This window comes from Neorhizobium vignae (assembly GCF_000732195.1).
GTDB classification, from domain to species: Bacteria; Pseudomonadota; Alphaproteobacteria; order Rhizobiales; family Rhizobiaceae; genus Neorhizobium; species Neorhizobium vignae.
On record NZ_JNNU01000008.1, the window covers coordinates 299,372 to 322,328 of the forward strand.

The 22,957-nt window shown below is 60.1% G+C and carries 24 protein-coding genes; 12 read left to right on the top strand and 12 right to left on the bottom strand.

What is annotated here, in order from left to right; all coding sequences use genetic code 11:
• Positions 1-3: 3 nt before the first annotated feature.
• The 4 genes from GQ59_RS16330 to GQ59_RS16345 form a co-directional block, all read right to left on the bottom strand.
• Complete coding sequence (locus GQ59_RS16330; protein ID WP_244447979.1) at positions 4-459, bottom strand: type II toxin-antitoxin system VapC family toxin; 456 nt, start codon at positions 457-459, stop codon at positions 4-6.
• Positions 438-710, bottom strand: a complete 273-nt coding sequence (locus GQ59_RS16335; RefSeq protein WP_037083183.1) for a type II toxin-antitoxin system VapB family antitoxin — start codon at positions 708-710, stop codon at positions 438-440. Before GQ59_RS16335 ends, GQ59_RS16330 begins: the two co-directional genes overlap by 22 nt.
• Before the next feature lie 66 nt (positions 711-776).
• Entirely contained in the window at positions 777-1,280 is a 504-nt protein-coding gene (locus tag GQ59_RS16340) for an invasion associated locus B family protein (protein WP_244447980.1), read from the bottom strand.
• 321 nt (positions 1,281-1,601) lie between these two features.
• A complete protein-coding gene (locus GQ59_RS16345) occupies positions 1,602-2,387 on the bottom strand; it encodes a class I SAM-dependent methyltransferase (RefSeq protein WP_037083011.1) in 786 nt (261 codons plus the stop codon).
• A 115-nt stretch (positions 2,388-2,502) separates the two neighbouring features.
• On the opposite strand from GQ59_RS16345, the gene GQ59_RS16350 reads away from it, so the two are divergent.
• Genes GQ59_RS16350 through GQ59_RS16360 form a run of 3 tightly spaced genes read left to right on the top strand, consistent with a single transcriptional unit; the run spans position 2,503 to position 5,462 of the window.
• Positions 2,503-3,639, top strand: a complete 1,137-nt coding sequence (locus GQ59_RS16350) for an ABC transporter substrate-binding protein (RefSeq protein ID WP_037083013.1) — start codon at positions 2,503-2,505, stop codon at positions 3,637-3,639.
• Positions 3,640-3,645: 6 nt separating this feature from the next.
• On the top strand, positions 3,646-4,716 hold the full coding sequence (locus GQ59_RS16355; protein WP_037083016.1) for a FecCD family ABC transporter permease: 1,071 nt from the start codon (positions 3,646-3,648) through the stop codon (positions 4,714-4,716).
• Positions 4,710-5,462: an ABC transporter ATP-binding protein gene (locus GQ59_RS16360; RefSeq protein ID WP_037083018.1), complete on the top strand. Its 753-nt coding sequence runs from the start codon at positions 4,710-4,712 to the stop codon at positions 5,460-5,462. The genes GQ59_RS16355 and GQ59_RS16360 overlap by 7 nt, the downstream gene beginning before the upstream one ends.
• 121 nt (positions 5,463-5,583) lie before the next feature.
• On the opposite strand, the gene GQ59_RS16365 is transcribed toward GQ59_RS16360, so the two are convergent.
• The 8 genes from GQ59_RS16365 to greA all read right to left on the bottom strand — a co-directional run bounded on the left by GQ59_RS16365 (position 5,584) and on the right by greA (position 13,480).
• Positions 5,584-6,303 (bottom strand): ABC transporter ATP-binding protein, encoded by a 720-nt coding sequence (locus GQ59_RS16365; RefSeq protein WP_037083020.1) that lies wholly within the window; start codon positions 6,301-6,303, stop codon positions 5,584-5,586.
• Positions 6,300-7,049 carry an ABC transporter ATP-binding protein gene (locus GQ59_RS16370; RefSeq protein ID WP_037083023.1) on the bottom strand — a complete coding sequence of 250 codons (750 nt, stop codon included), beginning with the start codon at positions 7,047-7,049 and terminating at the stop codon, positions 6,300-6,302. Before GQ59_RS16370 ends, GQ59_RS16365 begins: the two co-directional genes overlap by 4 nt.
• Positions 7,049-8,086 carry a branched-chain amino acid ABC transporter permease gene (locus GQ59_RS16375; protein WP_037083025.1) on the bottom strand — a complete coding sequence of 346 codons (1,038 nt, stop codon included), beginning with the start codon at positions 8,084-8,086 and terminating at the stop codon, positions 7,049-7,051. Before GQ59_RS16375 ends, GQ59_RS16370 begins: the two co-directional genes overlap by 1 nt.
• Positions 8,083-8,940: a branched-chain amino acid ABC transporter permease gene (locus GQ59_RS16380; protein WP_037083028.1), complete on the bottom strand. Its 858-nt coding sequence runs from the start codon at positions 8,938-8,940 to the stop codon at positions 8,083-8,085. Before GQ59_RS16380 ends, GQ59_RS16375 begins: the two co-directional genes overlap by 4 nt.
• Before the next feature lie 240 nt (positions 8,941-9,180).
• Positions 9,181-10,359, bottom strand: coding sequence for an ABC transporter substrate-binding protein (locus GQ59_RS16385; RefSeq protein WP_037083030.1), 1,179 nt, complete (start codon positions 10,357-10,359; stop codon positions 9,181-9,183).
• Between the two features lie 283 nt (positions 10,360-10,642).
• Positions 10,643-11,854, bottom strand: a complete 1,212-nt coding sequence (locus GQ59_RS16390) for a LysR family transcriptional regulator (RefSeq protein ID WP_037083031.1) — start codon at positions 11,852-11,854, stop codon at positions 10,643-10,645.
• A gap of 85 nt (positions 11,855-11,939) precedes the next feature.
• Positions 11,940-12,872, bottom strand: coding sequence for an MYG1 family protein (locus GQ59_RS16395; protein ID WP_037083185.1), 933 nt, complete (start codon positions 12,870-12,872; stop codon positions 11,940-11,942).
• A 125-nt stretch (positions 12,873-12,997) separates the two neighbouring features.
• Positions 12,998-13,480, bottom strand: coding sequence for a transcription elongation factor GreA (gene greA / locus GQ59_RS16400; RefSeq protein ID WP_037083032.1), 483 nt, complete (start codon positions 13,478-13,480; stop codon positions 12,998-13,000).
• Positions 13,481-13,728: 248 nt separating this feature from the next.
• Between greA and GQ59_RS16405 the strand changes: the two genes are divergently transcribed.
• The 9 genes from GQ59_RS16405 (at position 13,729) to GQ59_RS16440 (ending at position 22,943) form a co-directional block, all read left to right on the top strand.
• A complete protein-coding gene (locus GQ59_RS16405) occupies positions 13,729-14,637 on the top strand; it encodes a nucleotidyltransferase and HEPN domain-containing protein (protein WP_037083033.1) in 909 nt (302 codons plus the stop codon).
• A gap of 1,137 nt (positions 14,638-15,774) precedes the next feature.
• Positions 15,775-17,052 (top strand): TadE/TadG family type IV pilus assembly protein, encoded by a 1,278-nt coding sequence (locus GQ59_RS16410; RefSeq protein WP_037083035.1) that lies wholly within the window; start codon positions 15,775-15,777, stop codon positions 17,050-17,052.
• Positions 17,053-17,119: 67 nt separating this feature from the next.
• Positions 17,120-17,326 carry a hypothetical protein gene (locus GQ59_RS32890; RefSeq protein ID WP_152564351.1) on the top strand — a complete coding sequence of 69 codons (207 nt, stop codon included), beginning with the start codon at positions 17,120-17,122 and terminating at the stop codon, positions 17,324-17,326.
• A gap of 311 nt (positions 17,327-17,637) precedes the next feature.
• Positions 17,638-17,859 (top strand): hypothetical protein, encoded by a 222-nt coding sequence (locus GQ59_RS31920; RefSeq protein ID WP_051904001.1) that lies wholly within the window; start codon positions 17,638-17,640, stop codon positions 17,857-17,859.
• Positions 17,860-18,189: 330 nt separating this feature from the next.
• Positions 18,190-18,504, top strand: a complete 315-nt coding sequence (locus GQ59_RS16420; RefSeq protein WP_051904002.1) for a hypothetical protein — start codon at positions 18,190-18,192, stop codon at positions 18,502-18,504.
• A gap of 88 nt (positions 18,505-18,592) precedes the next feature.
• Positions 18,593-19,501, top strand: a complete 909-nt coding sequence (locus GQ59_RS16425) for a LysR family transcriptional regulator (RefSeq protein ID WP_051904003.1) — start codon at positions 18,593-18,595, stop codon at positions 19,499-19,501.
• Between the two features lie 169 nt (positions 19,502-19,670).
• Entirely contained in the window at positions 19,671-20,669 is a 999-nt protein-coding gene (locus tag GQ59_RS16430; protein ID WP_201772425.1) for a Bug family tripartite tricarboxylate transporter substrate binding protein, read from the top strand.
• A gap of 34 nt (positions 20,670-20,703) precedes the next feature.
• The gene (locus tag GQ59_RS31225; RefSeq protein ID WP_037083040.1) at positions 20,704-22,293 is read left to right on the top strand and encodes an AMP-binding protein; all 1,590 of its coding nucleotides are present in this window, start codon (positions 20,704-20,706) and stop codon (positions 22,291-22,293) included.
• Positions 22,290-22,943 carry a 2-hydroxychromene-2-carboxylate isomerase gene (locus tag GQ59_RS16440; RefSeq protein WP_037083041.1) on the top strand — a complete coding sequence of 218 codons (654 nt, stop codon included), beginning with the start codon at positions 22,290-22,292 and terminating at the stop codon, positions 22,941-22,943. Before GQ59_RS31225 ends, GQ59_RS16440 begins: the two co-directional genes overlap by 4 nt.
• The last annotated feature ends 14 nt before the right edge of the window (positions 22,944-22,957 follow it).

Genomic DNA, 22,957 nt, shown 5'->3' on the forward strand with positions numbered 1-22,957 from the left:
CAATTAGGGCATGGTCACGAAAAAGCCATGGCCGCCGACGGCTATTTTCGACGCAGGGCGACGGGTTTCAGCCGAGGTCCGTACGGGCAAAGTCGTCACCCTTGTAGAGCAGCGACGGGCCGCGATTTTTGGCGCAGGCATAAGAGAGGCAACGGCCTGGTTAAGCCGCGCCGGGTGCCCTCTGCCCTTCCCGTAATCGCAGAGAGCCAGGGCCGCCACTTCGCCATCTGCTTCCTCGATTGGGACGATCTCGACGCCGCTGCTTCGGAGAAAGTCCGAAACCACCATCTGGGTCACAAGTGGATCGGCAATCCGCCTGGTCGACAGAACCAGCGTTGCCTCAAGAATAACAAGCGGGCTGGTCAGGAGGCGCTCTGCACCCTCCATCCGTTTCGACCAGACGGAGCCGTCATCTTCCTGCGCAAGAATTGCCACGATCACCGAGGTATCGATGAACACTCGTGGCCCCCTATCTCATCAATCTCGTCCTTGGTCATCTCGCGGCCTTCACCGGCGCCAAGTGCCTTCAACTTTTCAGCCAGGAAGGCGTGCCGCTCGACGAGCGATCTGCTCCTCTCCTGTGCGGAGTTTTCCTTTTCCAGCTCCGCTTTCAGGGCTACGATCACCGCTTCGGTCAATGTAATCTTTCGCTTCTCTGCCAGTTTGCGGGCTAGTTCATGCGCAAGGGGGTCACGTATCTGCAGGTTCATGGCAGTCGCTCCAATCGTTGTCATGACAGACATCATATCCGTCATGACAACGCGAGCGAAACCCCGTCAACCGCAGCGCCCCGCCTGGGTCAATGCCGCGCTCACGCCGGAAAGCGAGAAGGTGTAGCTGGTCTGCGTGCCGCGCTGGGAGACCGCTTCGAGCGTCATGCTGCTTCCCGATTTCATCGCCGCGATAAGAGCGGCATCGATGCTTTCCTGCTTCGTCCAGCCGGAATTGCCCTTCGGCTCCAGGGCAAAGGTCCGGCCGTCTACGGTGACCGTCATCTGCGATCCGCCCTTGAGGTCGTAGCCCATGATCGCCTGCGGATAGAAGCCGGATCCGGAAGGCTTTGGCGCGACCAGGAAAAAGTTGTCGCCGTGATCGACATTGGCGGGCTGCATCTGCGTCGGCGTGGTCAGCACGTAGCAGGTCGCGCCGCCGTCGCCCTTGTAGGAATAGACGCCCCAGGCATCGAATTTTCTCACCATGCTCGGGGTGGGCTGGCCAAGGACGGGTGCTGCGATTGTGGAAAGAGCGAGCGCGGAAAGGGTAAAAAGCTTGATGGACAATCTTGTCTCCATGGTCGGAAATGGCGAGGAGTCGCGGCGTCGATGGCCACGCGCAGAAGATAGCCCATTCAAAAATCGATCGGTTATCACAAGGTTAAGTGCATCGGGCGCTCGTCCCGAAACGAGACACTCGCGGGGCCCGGATGAGGCCCGATCGTGATCCGCGTTACCTTGCGCTTCCCCCGGGTTTCGGGGGAAGCCGTCAAAGGTTAATGCCCCGCGGTCACAGCCCGGTCACAATCATGTCAGGCGACCATAAATGCTGTGCATATTTGCGGTGGAGCGAAAGGCGGCCGCCAAGTGCCACCTCATATCGTGAGATTATTCCGGCTTCGTCGCGCAGATCGCGAAGCGTTCCTGCACCATGCGTTCGAGGCCGCGCAGGAAGGGCATCTTTCGGGCCTGGGCCCAATGGATGTCGGACAGCTTGCGATCGACAACGATATTGACGAAACCCGCCTTGGTCAGCAGATCGACCACTGCTTCCGCCGGCATCGCGTCGGAGAAATAGACGCGCGAGCGGATGTTCTGGTGGCGCGCCGCCATGGCCGGGCTCATATGGCTTCGCACCGGCTTTCCGGTCACCCTTGACCAAAGCTTCTGCAGGCCCTTGACCCAGGTCTCCTTGCCCATGTTGCCGTCGAGGATCAGCAGCTTGCCGCCCGGTTTCAGGACGGAGAACCATTCCGCAAAGGCGGCCGGCGGATCGACCAGCGTCCACACCAGATGCCGATTGGTGATGACGTCGTAGCTGTTCTTCGGCTCCATGGTGTTTTCAGCATCGCCGGACACGAAGCGGATATCGGTGCCGCGCTTCTCGGCCTTCGCGCGCGCCTGTGACAGCATCGCATCCGACCAGTCGAGACCGGTGACTTTGAAACCGGCGTCGTTCATCAGATGCGAGATGACGGCGGTGCCGCAGGCGAGGTCCAGAGCAGCGCGGCCGGCGCCATCACCCAGATGCTTGCGGATCAGCCGCTGCCAGCCCTTGCGTTCCTCCTCCGAGAAGATTTCATGGCCGACGCTCTCGTCGAACGTCGCCGCCCTCTCCGACCAGAAGTCGCGGATTTCGTCACGGATGGAATAGTTGGAGTTCATCGAATTCATTATAGGCGCCCCGATAGTCAGACTACTTTGGAAAAGCTCTAAAACATAGAACTTGATTCCAAAAGTCATATTTCATATGCATGCGGACATTATCAGACATCGGGGGAGTTTCCAGATGAATTTCGCGAAAATGCTTGCAACATCAACGGTTGTTCTGGCAAGCTTTCTGCCCTTTTCCGTGCAGGCGCAGTCCTTCACCGTCAAGGATGTCGCAGGCCGTGAAGTGAAGTTCGACAAGCCGGTCGAGCGCGTCATTCTCGGCGAAGGCCGGATGCTCTATTCGGTCGCCCCGATCGAAAAGGAAGATCCTTTCGCCAGGATCGTCGGCTGGCGCAACGACCTGATGACCACCGACAAGGATGGCTACGACACCTATCTCGCGAAATTCCCGAAGGGCAAGGAACTGCCGTTCCTCGGCAACCTGACCGACGGCACGCTGCAGACCGAGACCGTCGTCAAGCTGAACCCGGACGTCATGCTGCTGCCGATCGGCAACAAGAAGGCCGCAGACGAGGTCAAGCTCGAGGACATGCTGAACACGATCGGCGTGAAGATCGTCTATATCGATTTCCGCGAACACATCCTCGACAATACCGAACCGAGCCTCAAGGTTCTCGGCCAGATCTTCGGTCACGAGGATCGCGCCGCAGCCGTTGCCGCCTACTGGAAGCAGCAGATGGCCCGCGTTACCGACAAGCTGAAGGCGGCCAACCCGAAGAAGCCCAATGTCTTCATGTATCGCGCGGCCGGCCTCGTCGAGTGCTGCGGCACGTTCGGCCCGGACAATTTCGGCCTGATGGTGGATTGGGCCGGCGGCCACAACCTCGGCTCGGACTTCCTGCCGGGCTATACCGGCTCGATCAATGCCGAGCAGGTCGTCGCCTCCAATCCGGACGTGATCGTCGTCACCGGTTCCAACTGGAGCCAGACCAAGAACGCCAAGGACTTCGTGAATGTCGGCCCGACGGCCGCCGCCACCGCCGAGAATAGCCGCAAGGCGCTGAACGACCTGATGCAGAATGCGGCCTTCACCGGCTCCAAGGCTGTTGCAGGCGGCAATGTCCACGCCATCTGGCATCAGTTCTACACGAGCCCATATCAGTTCGTGGCCGTACAGCGGATGGCAAAATGGTTCCACCCGGAGCTGTTCGCCGATCTCGATCCGGATGCGACCTTCAAGGAATTCCACGAGAAATTCCTGCCGGTTCCGTATCAGCCGGGCTACTGGATCGACGCCAAGGCGGCAAAGTAACCCGATATGGCCGAGATCGCCGCATTGCCGATCGAAGCTGAAGCCGGGCGGGAGCGCTATCGCGCCCTCGCCCGCCGCAAGCTCATGATCCTCGCTGCCATGACAGCCGCCCTTTGTCTGTCGTTTGCCGTCGATCTCGCCTGGGGCCCTGCCCGCTACAGTCTCGGCGAGGTGATCGCCGCGCTGATCGACCCCTCCTCCGTCTCGGCCCAGATCCGTGCCGTGGTCTGGGACATCCGCATGCCGGTCGCCGTCATGGCAATCGTGGTCGGCGCAGCGCTTTCGGTTGCCGGGGCGCAGATGCAGACCATCCTTGCCAATCCGCTCGCAAGCCCGTTCACGCTCGGCATCTCGGCCGCCGCCAGTTTCGGGGCGGCCCTGGCGATCGTCACCAGCGTCTCCATCCTGCCGGTTGCGGCCACCCTGCTCGTACCGGCCAATGCCTTCATCATGGCGCTGATCGCCACGCTGTTCATCCATTTCGTCTCGCAGATGCGTGGCGTCTCGGTGCAGACGGTCGTCCTGCTCGGCATCGCGCTGGTCTTTACGTTCAACGCCCTGCTCGCCTTCCTGCAATATCTGGCTTCCGAGCAGGCGCTGTCGGCCGTCGTCTTCTGGACCATGGGCAGCCTCACCAAGGCAACCTGGCCGAAGATCGGCATCACGCTCGCCGTCCTGTTGATTGCGCTGCCGCTGTTTGCGCGCCATGCCTGGGCGCTGACCGCGATCCGGCTCGGCGAGGACAAGGCCGCCAGCTTCGGCGTCAATGTCCGGCGCATCCGGCTCGAAACCATGCTGATCATCTCGCTGCTCGCCGCCGTGCCGGTCAGCTTCGTCGGAACGATCGGTTTCGTCGGCCTGGTCGGCCCGCATATCGCCCGCATGATCCTCGGCGAGGACCAGCGCTTTTTCCTGCCAGGCTCGATCCTGTCGGGCGCGCTTTTGCTGTCGCTCACCTCGATCGTTTCGAAGTCGATCATTCCGGGCGTCGTCTTTCCGATTGGCATCATCACGGCGCTGGTCGGCGTTCCGTTCTTCTTCTCGCTCATCCTCTCGAATCGGAGCCGGTCATGGTAGCGATGCAACTGCAATCGGTCGGCGCCTATCACGGCCGCAAGCTGTTCGTGGAAGACGTGACGACCCCGGTCATGAAGGCCGGCGAGCTGATTGCCGTCATCGGCCCCAACGCCGCCGGCAAGTCGACGCTGTTCAAGCGCATCACCGGTCTCCTGAAGGGGCCGGGCAATATCGTCATCGATGGCGCCAGGACCAAGAACGCCATCACCTACATGCCGCAGGATACCTCGGCCAATGCGGTTCTGACCGTCTACGAATCCATTCTTCTTGCCCGTAAGCAAGGCCAGTCCTGGAGCGTCAGCGACAGCGACCTCTCGTTCATCGACGAAATCATGCGGGCGCTCAACATCACTTCCATCGCGTTTCGCGATCTCGGCGCGCTTTCCGGCGGCCAGCGCCAACTGGTATCGATCGCGCAGGCGCTGGTGCGCGAACCGGAAATCATGCTGATGGACGAGCCGACCAGCGCGCTCGATCTTCACCGCCAGGTGGAAGTGCTCGATTTCATGCAGCGGCGGGCGCGCTCGAAGGGCATGGTCGTAATGATCGCCATCCACGACCTCAACCAGGCGCTGCGCTTTGCCGACAAGGTTCTGGTGATCGCCAACGGTCGCATGCGCGCCTGCGGTTACCCGCGCGACGTCGTCACGGTCGACATGCTGCGGGACGTCTACAGGGTGCATGCCCGTATCGAGAAATGCTCGATGGACCACGACCATGTGATCGTGGATGGCACGGCTCACTGAACGAATTCGGCGAGATCAGTCCTTTGATGGTTTCGGCCGTGCGAATAGCTGAGCATGGCTTCCGGGACTTGCCTGCCTCGGAAAGAAGGGCGGATCCGCCCTCCCTCACGTTCTCTCAGAATTAATGGACTGCACCCTTTTCCACGGTCAGATGCTGGCCGAGGATATCGTCGTTGGCGAGCAGATCGGCACTGGTGCCCTGGTAGACGATCGCGCCGCGATCGAGGATGACGGCATCGTCGGAGAGCGGCAGCACTTTGCGGGCCTTCTGTTCGATGATGATTGCCGACATGCCCTCGCCCTGCGTGATCCGCTGAATGGCTGCCAGCAGCTCATCGACGATAATCGGCGCGAGGCCTTCCGTCGGCTCGTCGAGGAGAAGCAGTTTCGGATTGATCATCAGCGCGCGGCCGACCGCCAGCATCTGCTGTTCGCCGCCGGAGAGCTGGTTGCCGAGGTTCTTGCGGCGTTCTTTCAGCCGCGGAAACATCGTGTAGACCCGTTCCAGCGTCCAGACGCCGGGGCGTGCGATCGCCGTCATGTTCTCCTCGACCGTCAGCGACTTGAAGATGTTGCGTTCCTGCGGCACCCAGCCGATGCCTGCCGCGGCACGACGGTCGGCTCGCAGTTTCGTGACGTCGCGTCCCATCAGGTGGATCGAGCCGGAATGATGGGTGGTGACGCCGGCCAGCGTGTTGACGAAGGTCGTCTTGCCGGTGCCGTTGCGGCCAAGCAGCGCCAGCGTTTTGCCCTCTTCGATCGTCAGGCTGATGCCGGCAAGCACGCTTGCTTCGCCGTAACCCGCGACCAGCTTTTCGGTGACCAGAACCGGGGCGCTCATGCATTTTCTCCAAGATAGACCGCCTTGACGCGCGGATCGGTGGAGATTTCCGCAACCGTTCCCTCGACGAAGACGGCGCCCGCCACCAGAACCGAGATCCGGTTGGCGAACGAGAAGACCAGATCCATGTCATGCTCGATCAGGAGCACGGTGACGTCGGCCGGAAGGTCGGAGACGATCTGCAGCACTTCGTGCCGCTCGTCTTCCGGCACGCCGGCGGCCGGTTCGTCGAGCAGCAGAACGCGTGGCTTCGACGCAAAGGCCAGTGCGATCTCGAGCAGGCGCTGCTTGCCATAGGGCAGGATCACCGTGCGCTCGCCCATCACAGAAGCAAGGCCGAAGCGCGCCAGCAGGGTTGCCGCCTCGTCGACCACCTTGCCGTAACCGGCGATCGACCGCCACAGATTGTGGCCGACACCCTCGCGCTCGGCGATTGCCAACGCCACGGTTTCAAGCGGGGTGAACTCGTTGAACAGCTGGTTGATCTGGAACGTGCGGGTCAGCCCGCGTTTGACCCGCCGGAACGAGGCCATCGAGGTGATGTCCTCGCCTTCGAGAAAGACCTGGCCTTCCGACGGCGGCAGGACGCCGGTCAGGAGATTGATCAGCGTCGTCTTGCCGGCGCCGTTCGGGCCGATCAGCGCGTGGCGGGCGCCGCGTTCGACCTTCAGGCTCACGTCGTTGGTGGCGAGGAAGGCGCCGAAGCGGCGCACCAGGTGTCTGGTTTCGAGAACGATCTCGCTCATTAGCGGTCCTCCTTCTTCGAGAGGCGTTCCGGCAGGTATTCGACCCAGCGCGACAGCCGGTCGCGGCCGATCAGCACCAGGATGACGAGCAGCAAGCCGATATAGAACATCCAGTATTGCGGCGTGATCACCGACAGCCAGTCCTTGACCAGCGTGAACAGGATCGCCCCGAAGATGCCGCCATAGAGATAGCCGGTACCGCCGATGACGAGCACCAGCAGGACGTCGGCCGAGCGATGGAAGGCAAGCACGTCAGGCGAGACGAAGGCGGTCGTCTGGGTGAGCAGCGCCCCCGCCATGCCGGCAAACACCGCCGCGATCGTATAGGCGATGACGATGCGCTTGCGGCCTGGCACGGCAATCATGGCAGAGCGCATGGAATTGCCCTTGATCGCCTTCAGCGACAGGCCGAAGGGCGAGAAGGCGATACGGCGCATGATCATCGTGCCGATGAAGAGCACGTCGACGCAATAGAGATACCCGACCTTGCCGAACAGATCGAACTCGAACATGCCGAGGATCGGGCCGGGCGAAAAGCCGGAAAGCCCGTCGGCGCCACCGGTCAGCCAGGCCATCTGGTTGGCGACTTCCGCCATCATCAAACCGATGCCGAGCGTGGTCATCAGGCGGGTGAGGTCCGAACCGCGCAGGATGAGGAAGCTGGTGAGCAATCCGAGCAGGCCGGAGACGATACCGGCGACGATCAGGCCTGTTACCGGTTCGGCGATGAAATGCAGCGCCAACAGGCCCGCCACATAAGCGCCGAGGCCGAAAAAGGCGGTATGGCCGAGCGAGACGATGCCGGCGAAACCGAGCACCAGGTCGAGCGACACGGCAAACAGCGCCAGGATGGCGATCTCGGTCAGGATCAGCATCTTCGAGGGCAGCAGAAAATAAGCGGCGATTGCGGCGATCCAGACGATGATCTCGTAGAAGCGGATACGGCTTCTACGCTTCATCAGCTTGGCAGCGCGGCTTTCGGCAGCAGTGGTGGAGGAATTTGGCGACACGGTGGTTTCCTGCGGAAGAACGCTCATCGGCCGCCCCTTGAGAAGAGGCCGTTCGGCCGAACGATCAGCATTACGATCATCAGCGCGTAGATGACGAACGGACCGATCGCCGGCACGTAATATTTGCCCGCCACGTCGGCAATGCCGAGCAGCAGGGCGGCGAGGAACGGGCCGGAGACGGTGGACGTGCCGCCGACGGAGACGACGATGAGGAAGTAGATCATGAATTTCAGCGGGAAGTTCGGATCGAGACCGAGAATTTCCGCGCCCATCGCCCCGCCGAGGCCGGCAAGGCCCGAGCCGAAGGCGAAGGTCAGCGCAAAGACAAGCGGCACGTTGATGCCAAGGCCCATGGCGACGCGCCGGTCGTCGACGGCAGCGCGCAGCCGGCTGCCGAAGCGGGTCTTCGACAGGATCAGCTGCAGAGCCAGCGCCAGCGCCGCGCAGACGATGATGGTGAAGAGCCGGTATCGGCCAACGCCGACGCCGAACACATCCATGCGACCGGAAAGTTCCGGCGGCAGGTTGATCAGCTGCTGCTGGCCGCCCATGAAATAGTCGGTCGCGGCAATCGCCATGAAGACGATGCCGATCGAGAAGAGCACCTGGTCCAGATGCGGCGCCTGGTAGAGCCACTGGTAGAGCGTCCGCTCCAGCAGAAGGCCGATCAGCGCCGACACGATGAAGGCCGCCGGCAGGCACCAGTAAAAGGAGATGCCGTAGCGGTTCATCATCACCACGGTCACGTAGCCGCCGGCCATGGCAAAGGCGCCATGCGCCAGGTTGATGAAGTTCATCAGACCGAGCGTCACCGTCAGCCCGCAGGCCAGAATGAAAAGCAGCATCCCATAGGCGATGCCGTCGAACAGGATTGTCAGCATATAAATCTTCTCTGCGAGGCCCTGCTGCGAGCGATGATGTTGCCCGGCATTGTCGCCGGGAAAACGAAGCGGCTCAAGTGCCCTGACCTTCTTGTTATGAACCTGCTCTCATCCGCCTGCCCTCCCCGTCAGGCCGGGGAGGAGGCATATGCCGCGCCGTTTGCGGTTTCCCCCTCGCCCCGTTTACGGGGGAGAGGATGCGTCGAGCGAAGCGCAGGCGGGGTGAGGCGATCCCTGCCCTTACTTGGCGTCGGCCTTTTCCGGATCCTTGAGATCCTTGAACGTCTGGAACTCGACGTTCTGCAGCTCGCCGTTCACGTCCTTGACCTCGCGCATGTAGATGTTCTGGATGATGTCGCGGGTTTCTGGATCGATCGAGACGGGACCACGCGGGCTCGTCCAGGTGAGGCCCTTGACGGCTGCCATAAAGGCCGGTCCGGTGACGTCGCCCTTGGTCTTTTCGAGCGCTGCGTAGATCAACGCCATGCCGTCGTAACCGCCGACCGACATGAAGTTCGGGCGCATGTCGGCATTGGCCTTCTTGAAGGCGGCGACATAGGCCTTGTTTTCCGGGCTGTCATGCGAGGTAGCATAAAAATGTCCGGTAATGGTGCCGATTGCCGGCTTGCCCATCGAATTGAGGATATCGTCGTCGGTCACGTCGCCGGTCGCGATCAGCTTGATGCCGGCATCGGCAAGGCCACGGTCAGCAAACTGCTTCATGAACAGCGAACCGGCGCCCGAGGGCAGGAACACGAAGACCGCATCGGGCTTGGCGTCACGGACGCGCTGCAGAAATGGTGCGAAGTCCGGATTGGCGAGCGGCACGCGCACGGCCTCGACGATCTCGCCACCCTTGGCCTTGAATTCCTTGGTGAACCATTTTTCGGCATCGATGCCCGGGCCGTAGTCGGAAACGAGCGTCACCACCTTCTTGATCTGGTTGGCGGCGGCCCAGGTGCCGACCGGCAAAGAATATTGCGGCAGGGTGCCCGAGGTGCGGGTTATATATTCCGATGCCTTTGTGATCGACGCAGTGCCGGCTGCCATGACCACTGACGGGATCTTCGCCTGGGTCGCTACGGGGGCAACCGCCATGGCAAGCGGCGTCAGGCCGAAGCCGGCCAGAACCTTGGCGCCGTCGTTGACGACCAGTTCCTGCGCGATGCGGCGGGTCTGGTCGGCCGTGCCGGCGTCGTCGCGGATGACGAGCTCGATCTTCTTGCCGGCGACGGTGTCACCCTTCATCGCCATGAAAGTCTTGGCACCGGCCGAGACCTGACGGCCGGTCGATGCGAACGGACCGGTCATCGGCAGGATGAGTCCAATCTTGATGGTTTCCTGGGCGGCTGCCGGAATGGCCGCAAGGCAGCTGAGCGCTACGCCCGCCGCTGCAATGAGAATTCTTCTGTTCAGCATGTATTTCCTCCTCCGAGTGCGGAATTTTCTTATGGAGGCCCTGCCGGACTTCAGCCCAGGCCCGCCAAAACCGGTAGCCTATATCGTTGACTGCCGGTATGTCAGTCAACGGGTCGAGATACTTCGACGTCCCATCATTTTCAACTTCTCGTCAACCTCCATGGGCCGCGACGGGCGATTCCCGCGCCAACATCAGTCTCTCCACCTGCCTGGCACATTTGCACCTTAGCCCGGCCGCGTCTCCACGCTCAATCAGTTCATCTGCCGGACTCATAAGTTATGGTTATAGCGATCGATCGGACCAGGTGGGCAGAAATTCCAGGAAAGCCTGCTGTGCGGCCGTCGGCAGCCAGTCCCTTCTCGTCGTCACCCCGATCGGCCGCGATGTGTGGCTGAGGTCGAAAGGCAGCGCCCGCATCAGCCCGCGGGCGATCTCCGCTTCCGCCTGGAGACGGGATGTGCAGCCGAGATGGTCGGTGGAATCGAGGAGCTCGCGCATCAGGATCAGCGAGCCGGTCTCGACGATGCTCTTCGGCGGCCCGTTTGCCGAACCGGCAAAGACGCTGTCGAAATACCGGCGCATCGGCGTCCCGCTCTGGTTGACGACCCAGGGGAAGGTGGCAAGGTCCTCGACCGTCAGCTCCTCACGGCTGGCCAGCGGATGCGCCTGCCCGGAAACCATGACCACCGTGTCGTGGAACAGCACCTTCTGCTCCACATCGCCGATCGGGGCCGGCACCCGAAGCGCGCCGAGCATGAAATCCACCTCGCCACGGCGCAGAGCACCCAGCAGGTCCGGGTAGGGACCCTCCTGGATCAGGATCGGCAGGTTCGGCCGGATCTTCCGGAAACCCGCGATCGCCTTCGGCAGCACATAGGATTTGGCAAGCGGCGTCGCGCCGATGACGATCTGGCCGATCTCGGCCGCCGTCAGTTCCGCAAGATCCGCATCCGCCTGTTCGAGCTCGACGAAGGCGAGCCTTGCCGCCTGAGCGAGCGCGTGGGCCGCGCGCGTGGCGACGATGCCGTAGGACGTCCGTTCAAACAGGGGACGCGCCGCCTCCTCCTCGAGCTGGCTGACGGCGCGATAGACCGCCGGCTGGCTGAGGCCCAGGCGGTTCGCCGCCAGCGTAAAGTTCTCGGTTTCCCGAACCGCGATCAGCGATTTCAGCTGCGCGGTCGTCGCCGTCACCCGCAGTCGCGGCGACAGTTCCGACAGCGCCGGATCGAGAAAACCGAAGGCCCGCTTGATGCGCAGCGCCAGGATCTCGCCGGCGCCATTGGCAAAAACCCGTTGCGGCGTGCGGGAAAACAGCGGCAGGCCGGCGGTCTTTTCGATCTTCGACAGAGCCTGGGTGACCGCCGGCTGGGAGACGAAGCAGATTTCGGCCGCCTTGGTCACAGAACCGGTATCGACGACCGCGAGGAACGCCCTCAGATGCCTGAGGCTGTGATGCAGGATCGTGGATGCCGATGGGGGCCGCGAGGAACTCATGATGGGTTCTTCTAGCACATCTGTTTGGCGCCGGAAGCGCAAGCCCGGCCCAAGAAGTCTCCACGGCTGCCGCCGTTCCCCGCCTTTACTTCAACCCGTTGGCGACAGCTTCCCTCACCGCAAGCTCCGCCATGGCGAGCGCTGCTTCGCGGGTCCTGGCGGCGGCGATGAACCGGCCATTATGGCAGAAGCTGGCGCCTGCGACGCCACAGACTGCCTCGAGATCACCGTCGGTCAGGCCGGCCCACGCCGCCGGCAGATCGGCGCGCACTTCGAAACCTTCATCCGCTCGGCGAATGGTCGTAAGGCACCAGTCCTTGTCGCGCGGGTGAACGACAAACAACAGATGATCGGCGCCTGCCTTGATGATTGCCGGGCGGAACGGCATTCCGGTCGGCAACTCCAGAATGCGCTCTTCGCCCGTATCCACGATCGCCTGATGCACGAGCGCCTCGGCGCGCAGTTTGGAGGCACTCTGGGCGATCCGCGCCTCGACGAAACTGCGCGCAATCGCAAGTGCCGCGTGGAAACCTCGGTTTTCCGCTTCCGGGTCTTTCTCGTCGAACACGGGTTTCAGGGTTTCCAGGAGGGCGGGCAGAGTGAGCCCAGCCAGCGGCCCCGCAATCGAGGGGCTGAGCGCACCATTGTCCATCAGATCGACCGGGAGCACGAAGCTCGCATCGAAAGAGGCGTGCAAAGTCTCGATATGAGCCTCGGGAAGGGTCAGGGCGGCGAGGTAGTCACGGCCATAATGCTTCCAGACCAGTCCGAACGAGCTGTAGGGTTGGCCATCCTCGCGCAGCGGCGCGCCACGCTGATGGTGATCGAAGATCTGGGCCACAGCGTCATAGGCGCCGCCGACGTCATAGATGATGCGGTCGGCACAGGGCGCGATCCATTCCGGCGCCCGGCTGCGAACGATCCGAGCCTTCGGGAAAAGCCGGGTCAGGACGACGCTCGACAGCAGTTCGTCGGCATGGAAGCCACCCGAATGGGTGACGAGAAAATCTGGTGTCATGCCGGGATGCGCCTCGTGGTTCGCTGAAGGTTCGTTTGCGGTCAGCACCTGATAACCATTACCGGACGCCTCCTCAACCCGCCATTGCCCCGTTTGAACACGTATACAGCGACTACATGAGCACTTCAGGAGATTGCCAGGATCTCCAGTTCCTGACCGCCGGCCTCGACGACATCTCCGACAGCCTTGCCCATCAGCAGCGTTGCGACCGGCGATACGAAAGAAATCGATCCGGTCTTGGGGTCCGCTTCATCCTCTCCGACGATCCGGTAGGTCTGCACGCGCCCATCGTCGCGGCTGAAGGTCACCGTACTGCCAAAAGCGACATTCTCGACCGATGTGGGATCTGGAACGAGCTGGGCCGTGTGAACTCTCGCTGCAAAATAGCGTACATCGCGAAGCGGATTGGCTTGCTGGCGCCGCCGGTCATTGACGTCCTCAATCGCGCTCGCCGCGCCATAGGCCTCGCGCGCCTGCCGGAGCTGCAATTCCAGGGCCTTCAGCCCCGCTTCGGTCACCAGGTTCGGATGCGGCGAAATCGGACGATCCGGCAGCAGGGTTTCCGAAGCGGTTTCGGAACTCTCTTCCTTTGTAAAGGCAACACTCAATCGCAAACTCCGTCTGTCAGGGCGCACCCGCGAGGCATGGAACGCCTTGGCCCGCCATTGGTCGGACCCATGCATACGACAACAACGCAACAACCGCCAATCTCGATCCATCGGCCCATCCCGCTCGCGGCAACCTGCGCTTCACTGCTCGGACACCAAATCGCCGCCCGAATTCCCTGGCGGTCGACGCGGGGGGACTACCAGAACTGCCAGTGGACGGTGCGGGATCTTTCGCCTATCGATTGCTCATGAAATCGTCGCTCGATCATATACCACCGCGCAAACAGCGAGAGCTCGGCAGGGTCCTGGAAATCCTGCATGAAGAATTCGAGGACGCCCTGAAACAGGGGACTGCCGACTTCAAGAAGCGCGGCCGGATCCTGAAGATCATCCTGTTCGGTTCCTATGCCAAGGGTGGATGGGTCGACGAGCCGTTCACGATGAAGGGTTATCGGTCGGATTTCGATCTGCTGATCATCGTCAACGACCGCAGGCTCTGCGAATTCGCCGACTACTGGTACAAGGCGGCCGACCGGCTGATCCGCGACAAAACGATCGAAACACCGGTGAGCTTCATCGTACATTCCAGGCGGGAGGTGAACACCTACCTGAAGGAGGGGCAGTATTTCTTCTCCGATATCCGCAAGGAAGGCATAGTCCTCTACGAACTGGATGATGAGCCGCTGGCAGAGCCGCAGCCGCTGTCGCCGGCCGACCGGTTGCGGGTCGCGAGGGAGCATTTTGAAGAACGGCATCCCACTGCGGTTGGCTTTCTGGACACCTCGCAATACACGCTCAGCAGGGGCCGCAATAAAGAAGCTGCGTTTCTTCTCCATCAATCGCTCGAGCAGGCTTATTCGTGCGTTCTGTTGACGCTCACGAACTATGGCCCACCCTCCCACAACATCAAGTTTCTGCGCTCGCTTGCCGAGGAACAGGACCGGCGCCTCGCCGAGGCGTTCCCGCGCGATCAGCATCGCGAGCGCGCCTGGTTCAACACGCTGAACGAGGCCTATGTGAAGGCACGGTACTCAAAGCACTACGAGATCAGCCAGGAGGCGCTCGCCTGGCTGGGAGAGCGGGCAGCCGTATTGCTGGAGTTGGTCATAGACGTATGTACGGAGCACCTCAAAATGCTTGAGCGGAATGGCGACTAGCGAATTCTATGAGTGGGCGAATGGTGGGACAAAACCGGTCGCCGTGAACCAACTCGAACGGCCGACACGTCATAAAATCAGTCAGCAGAACCAGCTCCATTGGCCATCTCTTCGTTCCCTGCCATTGGTCCTGCTACCCTTTCAATGCGTCAATCTTGTTTTTGAGTATTTGTTCTTCTTCCGGTCTCGTTGACCATGCGGCCTTCGACTCCATTTCCCGGATGGGAAATGGAGGACGGGAATGCGAGCATGCAAAACATGTCAGGATACCGGCTCGGTGTGCGAGGCTCATCCAACACGGGCTTGGAGCGGAACGCGTTGCTGCGGTTGTGGCGCGGCGGGCATGCCATGCCCCCGTTGCTCCGCTGAGCTTGCATGGGACAAGCCGCCGGACGACTCACAGATTTTCAGGTCCATGACCCACACCGCGGGCAAGAAGGTCAATTGAATGTCGCGCAGCTCGAGGAATAATGGGCGTGTTCTCCCAGTGAGCCCTGCCGATTTCGAAAAACTTGCCTCGGCCGTCTACGGAAACAATTGGCAATCAGCCCTCGCGAGGCGTGTTGGGCTAGACGCCCGATCCGTTCGCCACCGGAAGGCCGGCGATCGGCGTATTCCTGACTGGCTTGAATGGGCGATTGGAATTCTGGAGCGCCACGAAGATGAGCGGTAGCACCGCGCAACGCAATCTGGTGGCGCGGGAAGTACGACCTATTTTTGGCGCAGCCTAGAACAGGAGACACCTAGCAGAATGAAACCAGAAGGTGCCGCAAAAACGATTTGTCTGGGGGAGCTGTTTTCGCTCAACCCTATGTTGATGATCTTCGGTGCGGCTCTGCTTACCGCCGTCGGATTGCTAGTCTTTTTTGCGAGCAGGAGGCCTGCGCCATCTTGATGTTTGCGGGAGCGAGACGGGTTAAAGGCCGCTACCGAGCGTTTTGTGCCTTGGGTGCCGGTTTGGAACTCGTGATCTTAGTGCATCCCTCACCAGCGATGACGTATCAAGATCATGCATGGACCACACTGATCCAACTTCAGCGCCGAGTTTAAAAGTTTAACGGAACGATTTAGCGGACCTCCACTCATTTCGACTATGCCTAGCCCAGTTCGCAACGATCTTCGGCTTGGAGGCTTCTCGTGCCGCGCAGTCATCTCTCGCGTCTTCTAACGGACCGCTCGGGCAACTTTGCCATCACAACGACTATCCTGCTGCCAGTCCTATTCGGGATTGCAGGCGTTGCTATCGATGTGACACGCGCCATTGACGAGAAGGGCAAGATTCAGGCCGTCGCAGATGCTGCGGCTTTGGCTGTTGCCTCCGCCATGGCTGAGAAGGGCGACATGACAGCAGAGGAGGCTGAAAGCCTCGGACTCAAAGCATTCGTCTCCCAGGCACTGGCTGCCGATAGCACCATGAGCGCTCAAGAGCGTGCCGAACAAGAGAAGAAGCTCAGAGACAGCACGAAGTTTGAAAGCAAAACTACATCGACGAGCAACTCCGACATTTACGATGTCCACATGACCTCAACCTATGACATCCCGATGAATGGGATGAGCGCCGTCTTCGGTTTTAAGACCTTGTCCGTCGCCATCGATACGAGGGCTTCGAGCGGTCGGCAGGGCAACGCGCTTTCCATGTATCTTGCACTCGATGAATCTGGCTCGATGGCTTGGGATACTTCAACAGTGGACCCGGTGACGCCGACCAAGAAGGTCAAGAAGCAGCGCAAGGAGAAGTACCCTTGCCCAGGCAACGAGACCCAAACATGCGAACGGGTTGTAGAGGATTGGGTCGATGTTCCCAACTACATCGCCAAGATCGCTTCTCTTAAAGCCGCCGCGGGCGTCATGTTCGATGAGCTGAAAAAGGCTGATCCAAAATCCGGCCTCATCCGCGTTGGTGCCGATTCCTACGATGACAAGACAAAGGCTGAACAGACGATCCAGTGGGGCACGAACGATGTTGCCAAATATGTGAACAAGCTTACGGATAAGCCGGATGGCGGCACTGATGCAAGCGGCGCTCTCACTAATGCCTTGGCGGCCCTCAAGAGCGCAAACACCACCGAGAAGAGGGCGCACGACGCGAAAAAGAATATATACTTCGAGCGCTTCATCGTCTTCATGACCGATGGTGAGATGACCGGCAACAGCGGGGTCTGGAACAAGAAGATCCATGACCAAGTGCTTGCCATTTGTCAGCAGGCAAAGGACGACAAGGATGCTGCCGGTAGTGGCATCAAGATCTACACGATTGCCTTCATGGCACCCGAGAAGGGCAAGGAGCTCCTCCAGGCTTGCTCGAGCGGCAAGGACGACTACTACTACGAGCCGAACACTATGACTCAGCTAGTGCAGACATTCGGGGAAATCGCCCGCAAAGCCGCAAAGACGGGGACTAGGCTTACTAACTGAGGTCGGGCTTTCCCTGTTGGGGCGCGGCGGTGTGACCGGCGCAAGGTTTCGGCGTAAAACAGCCAGTATGAACATAGAGCTCTCAGCCCTCGAAGAACGGGCCGAAGCCGAAGAGCATCTGGTCGACGCGCTCCGCGTTTTGAACCAAGCCATCCGCCGCGTGCATAGAACCGGCCTGTTGGTGCAAGCCGAGATCCTGACGATGCACACAACTCAGGGGAGCGTGCCCGCTATCAGTCTGGGAAGTCTTGATCGCCAATTCCGCGCAAACTAGCAACGCCGATGACGTAAGCCGGGACTAAGGTCCTATAGAGGTTGATTTGCTTCGCAGGTACAGCATGTCCGCTGCATGGAGAAAATCATCCTCGGTTTAATGCTAATGATCACTGCAGCTTGGACGGCAGGCCTGTTGTCACTTGCCTATTTCTTCTTGCTTTAAAGCAGATCCGACAGACGAGCGATGTTGGGAGATGTCCAGTTCCGTGACGCACTCGGCGGGCAAGAAGTTTAGATGATCCTTCCTCAGCCGGGTAAAGCAATCCTTAGTAATGCCCGGATACTATTGGCTCTCCAGGAGGTCGTCTCATGATTACCGAGCATGTCAGTTTTACACATGGTGAGCCGTTGCAGCCTGAGGAGCTGGATTTGCTCCAGCGGGTGTTCGATTTAACTTGCACCGAAGTTGGCATTGAAAAGAAGAGCAGGCAGGCGGAAGGACTGGCGGCGACCCTGCTGAAGCTTTTTCAGAGCGGAATGCGCGATGAAGAGGAGCTCGAATCGGCGGTAGCACAAATCGACTTCATCTGATGAAGATATCGCCGCTCAATCAAACGCCTCTCGGGAAATGGGCGATTATCCGGGTTCCTTCGCCGATTCCGGTCATGCGCCAGGCATTCCCCCGGCGTCCAGACGCTCGCTCCGCAAACTCCAGCAACGGTGTCGTCGATCGCCTCCTGATCATCAGGCGTTGCGCCACGCGCGCCGATCAGCGACGTCCCCACGATCGCCCTAGCCGTGCGGGACAGCTTTCCCTTCGAGTGCGGCCTATTCAGACCCAGCAGCAGCCAAACTCATCGAGCCCGAGAAGGACGGAGACCCATTCTGGGAGGCTTCGACTGGGACGGAAACGCCTCTTGCGTGGCGGCGGCCCTACGACTGGAACGGATCGGCGACCTCGTCTTCTGCGCCAGCTACGACATTATCGATGTCACCGGGCAACGGCACCCGACCGCTCCCGCGTTGGAAAAAGTCTTCTGGTATCGGCCTCTGTTCCAGACGGGGCGTGGCCGCGAATACCTGTTGCAACACCGCCGCGACCCCTGCCGCATCCTGTGGAGCGAGTGGTCTCCCGGCTGGCAGTTCAACGACGCGACGTTCGCGAGGTCGCCTGATGCGTTCGAAAATCCTGATTTGGCGGACGTCTTGATCAGCTGCTATCGGCATGAAACGTAGAAATAGTGGTTGCGGCTCGATTTCCACCTGACTCCATAGTCACGACACGTCAACATAAACTCAGTTGGCAAAATGTGGAGGAAGGCTTGTGAAAAACCTAAGTCATTTCGATCTCAACGGGTTGATGCTGTTTTACGAAACCGTCAACGCCCGTAGCATCAACAAAGCTTCCCAGCGGCTGGAGATTCCAAAATCCACGATAAGCCGTCGATTGCGGAGCCTTGAGGAACATTTCAACTCAGCATTATTAAAACGCGGATCACAGTCTCTGGGTCTCACGGAGAGCGGTCAGGCGCTGTTTCGGCGATGTGAGATCATTGCCGAAGAACTGGAGAAAGCCGATCTTCAAACGTCCCGGATTCAGCATGAGCTTTCTGGCGTTCTCCGGGTCAGCATGCCGACCTTTTTCGTCGAATGGGTTTCCGAGGCAATTGCGGATTTTGCGCGTATCCACCCTGCCGTCTGCCTCGAAATCGAGGCGCATAATCGCCATGTCAATGTTGCTGACGAGCCGTTCGACGTCGCGATCCACTTCGGGAAACCAGCGGAGACGTTCAATCCGACCCGCAATCTGATCGAGCTGCCTCGCAGCTTCTACGCCGCACCCGAATACGTTGCAAACCATGGTTCACCGCTGAGATATCTCGATCTGTCGTCTCACCAATTGATAGTCCATCAATTTCAGGTGCGAGATAGGGTGTTCCCCTGGTTGGCGGGGCACGGAGAATCCACGGCCCAAGTAGTGCCCCGCGCGGTTGCCAACAACGCGATCATGGTTCGCGATTTTGTTGTTCGCGGGCTCGGGATTGGCCTCATGCCTGACATCATGTGTCAACAATCCGTTAAAGCGGGAGACCTCACGCGGCTCGAACTCGACTGGGAGTGCCCGCCGTTACTGACATCAGCAACTTACCTGGCTCGCGACTATGCCCCGAGGAAGATTAGGGCGTTTATAGACTACCTCGCCGAGAGCCTCCATAAGCGGGTTGGCATCTGAAATCGCCTTTGGCGTCTGTTCCAAATCTGGTACCCCCCTTTCCAGAACCAGCCCCTGGCGAGCCACCGTGTGATCGTTAAGCTCGCGGGCACGGCAACGTGATCGAGCGGGAGGCTCAATCGCTGCCGAGGACGAAGCCCATGGCCGCGCTTGACGCGCCGATGGGAAATTGCTGGAAACAGAGCAAGGGAGGAAGACCATGCTTCTACGTCGAATTTTCCTGGCGCTATCACTTGCGGGAATGACATCCGCAGCCGCGTTTGCGCAGCAGGCCGCCTTTCCAAGTAACACGATCACCTTGGTTACCGGATTTCCAGCCGGATCGGGTTCCGACATCCTGGTTCGATATTTCGGCAAGGAACTCCAGTCACTTTCGAAACAGACTGTCATCGTCGAGAACAAGGCAGGGGCAGCTGGAAACATCGCAGCAGAGTATGTCGCGAGATCCAAGCCGGACGGATACAACATCTACGTTCATGCAGCCAGCTCCGTTGCGGCCAACATGCACCTGTTCAAGAAGCCGCCGATCGACGTGGCGAAAGACCTCCAGATCGCCGCAACCATCAACCAGCAGGCTTTCATGTTGATCGTTCCGGTCGCTAGCCCTTACAAGAACGTGGCCGAGCTTGTGAACGGGATGAAGGGAAAAGGCGACAAGGGGAGTTATGCCCAGTCCAATACGACAGGACGGGTCATGGGTCGAATGTTCACCGATGCGACGAAACTCCAGACTGTCGCGATCTCCTACAAGACCGACACCGATATACTCAACGACCTTCAAAGTGGCGCCATCGATTTCGCGATGATGAACCCTGTTTTCGCATTGGCGCAGGCCCGTGAAGGACGGGCCCGCATCCTCGCGGTCAGTACGCCCGAGCGGATCAAAGCTGCTCCGGACTATCCCACGTTCGCAGAAGTAGGGATACCCGATCTCGTGATGCTGAGCTGGTTTGCCGCCATGGTGCCCGCGGCGACTCCCAAGCCCGTCATCGATCAGATCAATGCCTACTTCAGGGAAATCCTGGCTAAATCCGAGACCGTCAAGTTTCTGACGGAAAATGGCGGCGATCCATTCATAAGCAGCCCTCAAGCAGGCCAGGAGCTTTTGGTCAAACAGGTCGACGACTGGGCGCGTTACGTGAAGATGGCAGGTATCGAGCCGCAATGATCACAATAGAACAATGAGGCCGGGGCCATTGTGCATGAACGACGATCTCCCGCTTTCGCCTTTCGGCCGGATGGATGTGGCCTCGCTGTTGCGGGAGCGGGCGGCAACTATACCTAATCACCGGATGCTGGTTTGGGTACCGGGTGAGGGTCCTGAGATAACCTGGACTTACGCTTCGTTCGCCGAGGAGACCGCCCGTATCGCGGGTGGTCTGGCCGCACGTGGGATACGAAAAGGGGACCGGATACTTGTCCACCTGGAAAACTGCCCGGAGGCCCTGCTCGCCCGTTTCGCATGCGCCTGGCTTGGTGCAATCTGTGTTGCCACCAACGCAATGGCCGCAGGACCAGAATTGGCAAGCCTTGCCGAAACGGCGGCTCCTCGGGCCGCGATCACGCAGCCCAAGCTCGCGGATCTTGTCTCCACTCATGTCCCGGATCTTGAATGGATCGCTGTAACCGAGACAGATGCGGGCGTCCCCCCTCTCGCGGGCACCAAGCCCGAACGTGCCCAGGCGTTCTCCAACCTGCAATCGACGCCATTCGCGCAAAGGTCTCCTGAACCGCTTGCTCCGGCACTGATATTGTTTACGACCGGAACAACCGCCCGCGCGAAAGCCGTTTTGTGGACCCACGAGAACTTTCTTTGGGCCTCCTGCGTTGGCGCGCAGCAGCAAGGGTTTCGCCCGGACGATGTGGTTCAGCTATTCCTGCCACTCTACCACGTCGTCGGTTTCTCTTGGACGTACCTTCCGATCCTTTGGGTAGGTGGCACTGCCGTTTTGCAGGCGCGGTTTTCTGCGAGCCGATTCTGGCCGATCGCCCAGAAACATCGCTCGACAATTGCCGCCCACGTGCCGTTCACGATGGGAGCCTTGCAACACCAGGAAAAGCCGGAAGCACATTTTTTCCGAATGTGGATCGCCAACCGCCAGATTCCCGAAGTGCAGCGCAGATACGGGATCGAAAAAATTTCGTCGGCCTGGGGTATGACGGAGATGATCTCGCAGCCGATCATCGGGGGTAACACATTCGCTTCCCTTTTACCCAACTCGATCGGGCGGCCGTCGATCGGGTACCGGATAGCGATCGTCGACCAGGATGGCTCGGCGGTGAAACCGGGTGGCGAGGGTGAACTGCTTGTGGGCGGCGTGCGTGGCCGCTCGCTGTTCAATGAGTATTTCGGAGACGAGCGGGCGACAGCGGACGCCTTCAACGACCGCGGCATGTTCAAGACCGGTGACAAGGTCCGACTGCTCGACGATGGAAGCATCGTCTTCGTCGACCGCTTGAAGGATGTCATCAAGGTCGGTGGCGAAGGCGTCTCGGCAAGCGAAGTGGAAGCCGTCATCCAAAAGGTCGAGGGCGTTGCGGAGGTCGCGGTGGTCGGCATGCCCGATCCCCTTCGCAGCGAAGTGCCGGTCGCTTTTGTCGTCCTCGAGCCCGGACATGGAGAGGACATCGCCGACGTGATCGTCCGGCAATGCCAGCAATCGCTTGCCAAATTCAAGGTCCCGCAGGAGGTTCGGTTTCTCAAGGAATTGCCAAAGGTCGGCTTCGGCAAGATTTCGAAAGCACGGCTTAGGGCTTTTGCCACCGAGCCCTCAGGACGCCTAGCCCGATGACAAATCGCGGCTTCGACTTTTACTTCGATCCGATTTCCCCGTTTTCTTACCTCGCAACGACGCAAATCGACAGGATCGCCGGAAAACATCACCGCACCGCGCATTGGCATCCTGTGCTCGTCGGAGTGACAATAACGAAAGTCATGGGGCTGAAACCGATACCCGAAACGCCGCTGAAATCCGGTTATTCGTGGATGGATGCCGAACGGCAGGCAGCCATGCTTGACGTTCCGCTGCGCCGGCACGGCCTCAAGAACATAAACTCTCTCGCGGTATGCCGCGCATATCTTTGGCTGAGAGATCGAGAACCCCAAATGGCTCAACAGTTTGTGCGGCACGCCTCTGCCGCTTTATGGGTGGACGGTAGGGATATAACACCGCCGGAGTTCGCCGTTAGCGAAGCTGCCGCGTTGGGCGCAGATGCAAACCAACTGCAACTGGCGTTACGCAGCCCAGAGATCAAGGAAATGCTAGCAAGAGAAGTCGATGCGGCTATCGCGCGAGGCGTATTCGGCGTCCCGTTTTTCTTTGTCGACGGTGAAGCGTTATGGGGCTGCGATCGGCTTTGGATGCTCGATTTCAGACTCGCACACGGCCGTTGGCCGACGAAGCTGGACTGGGAGAAGATGATCGATTCGACTTCTCTGTGATGACATCAACCATG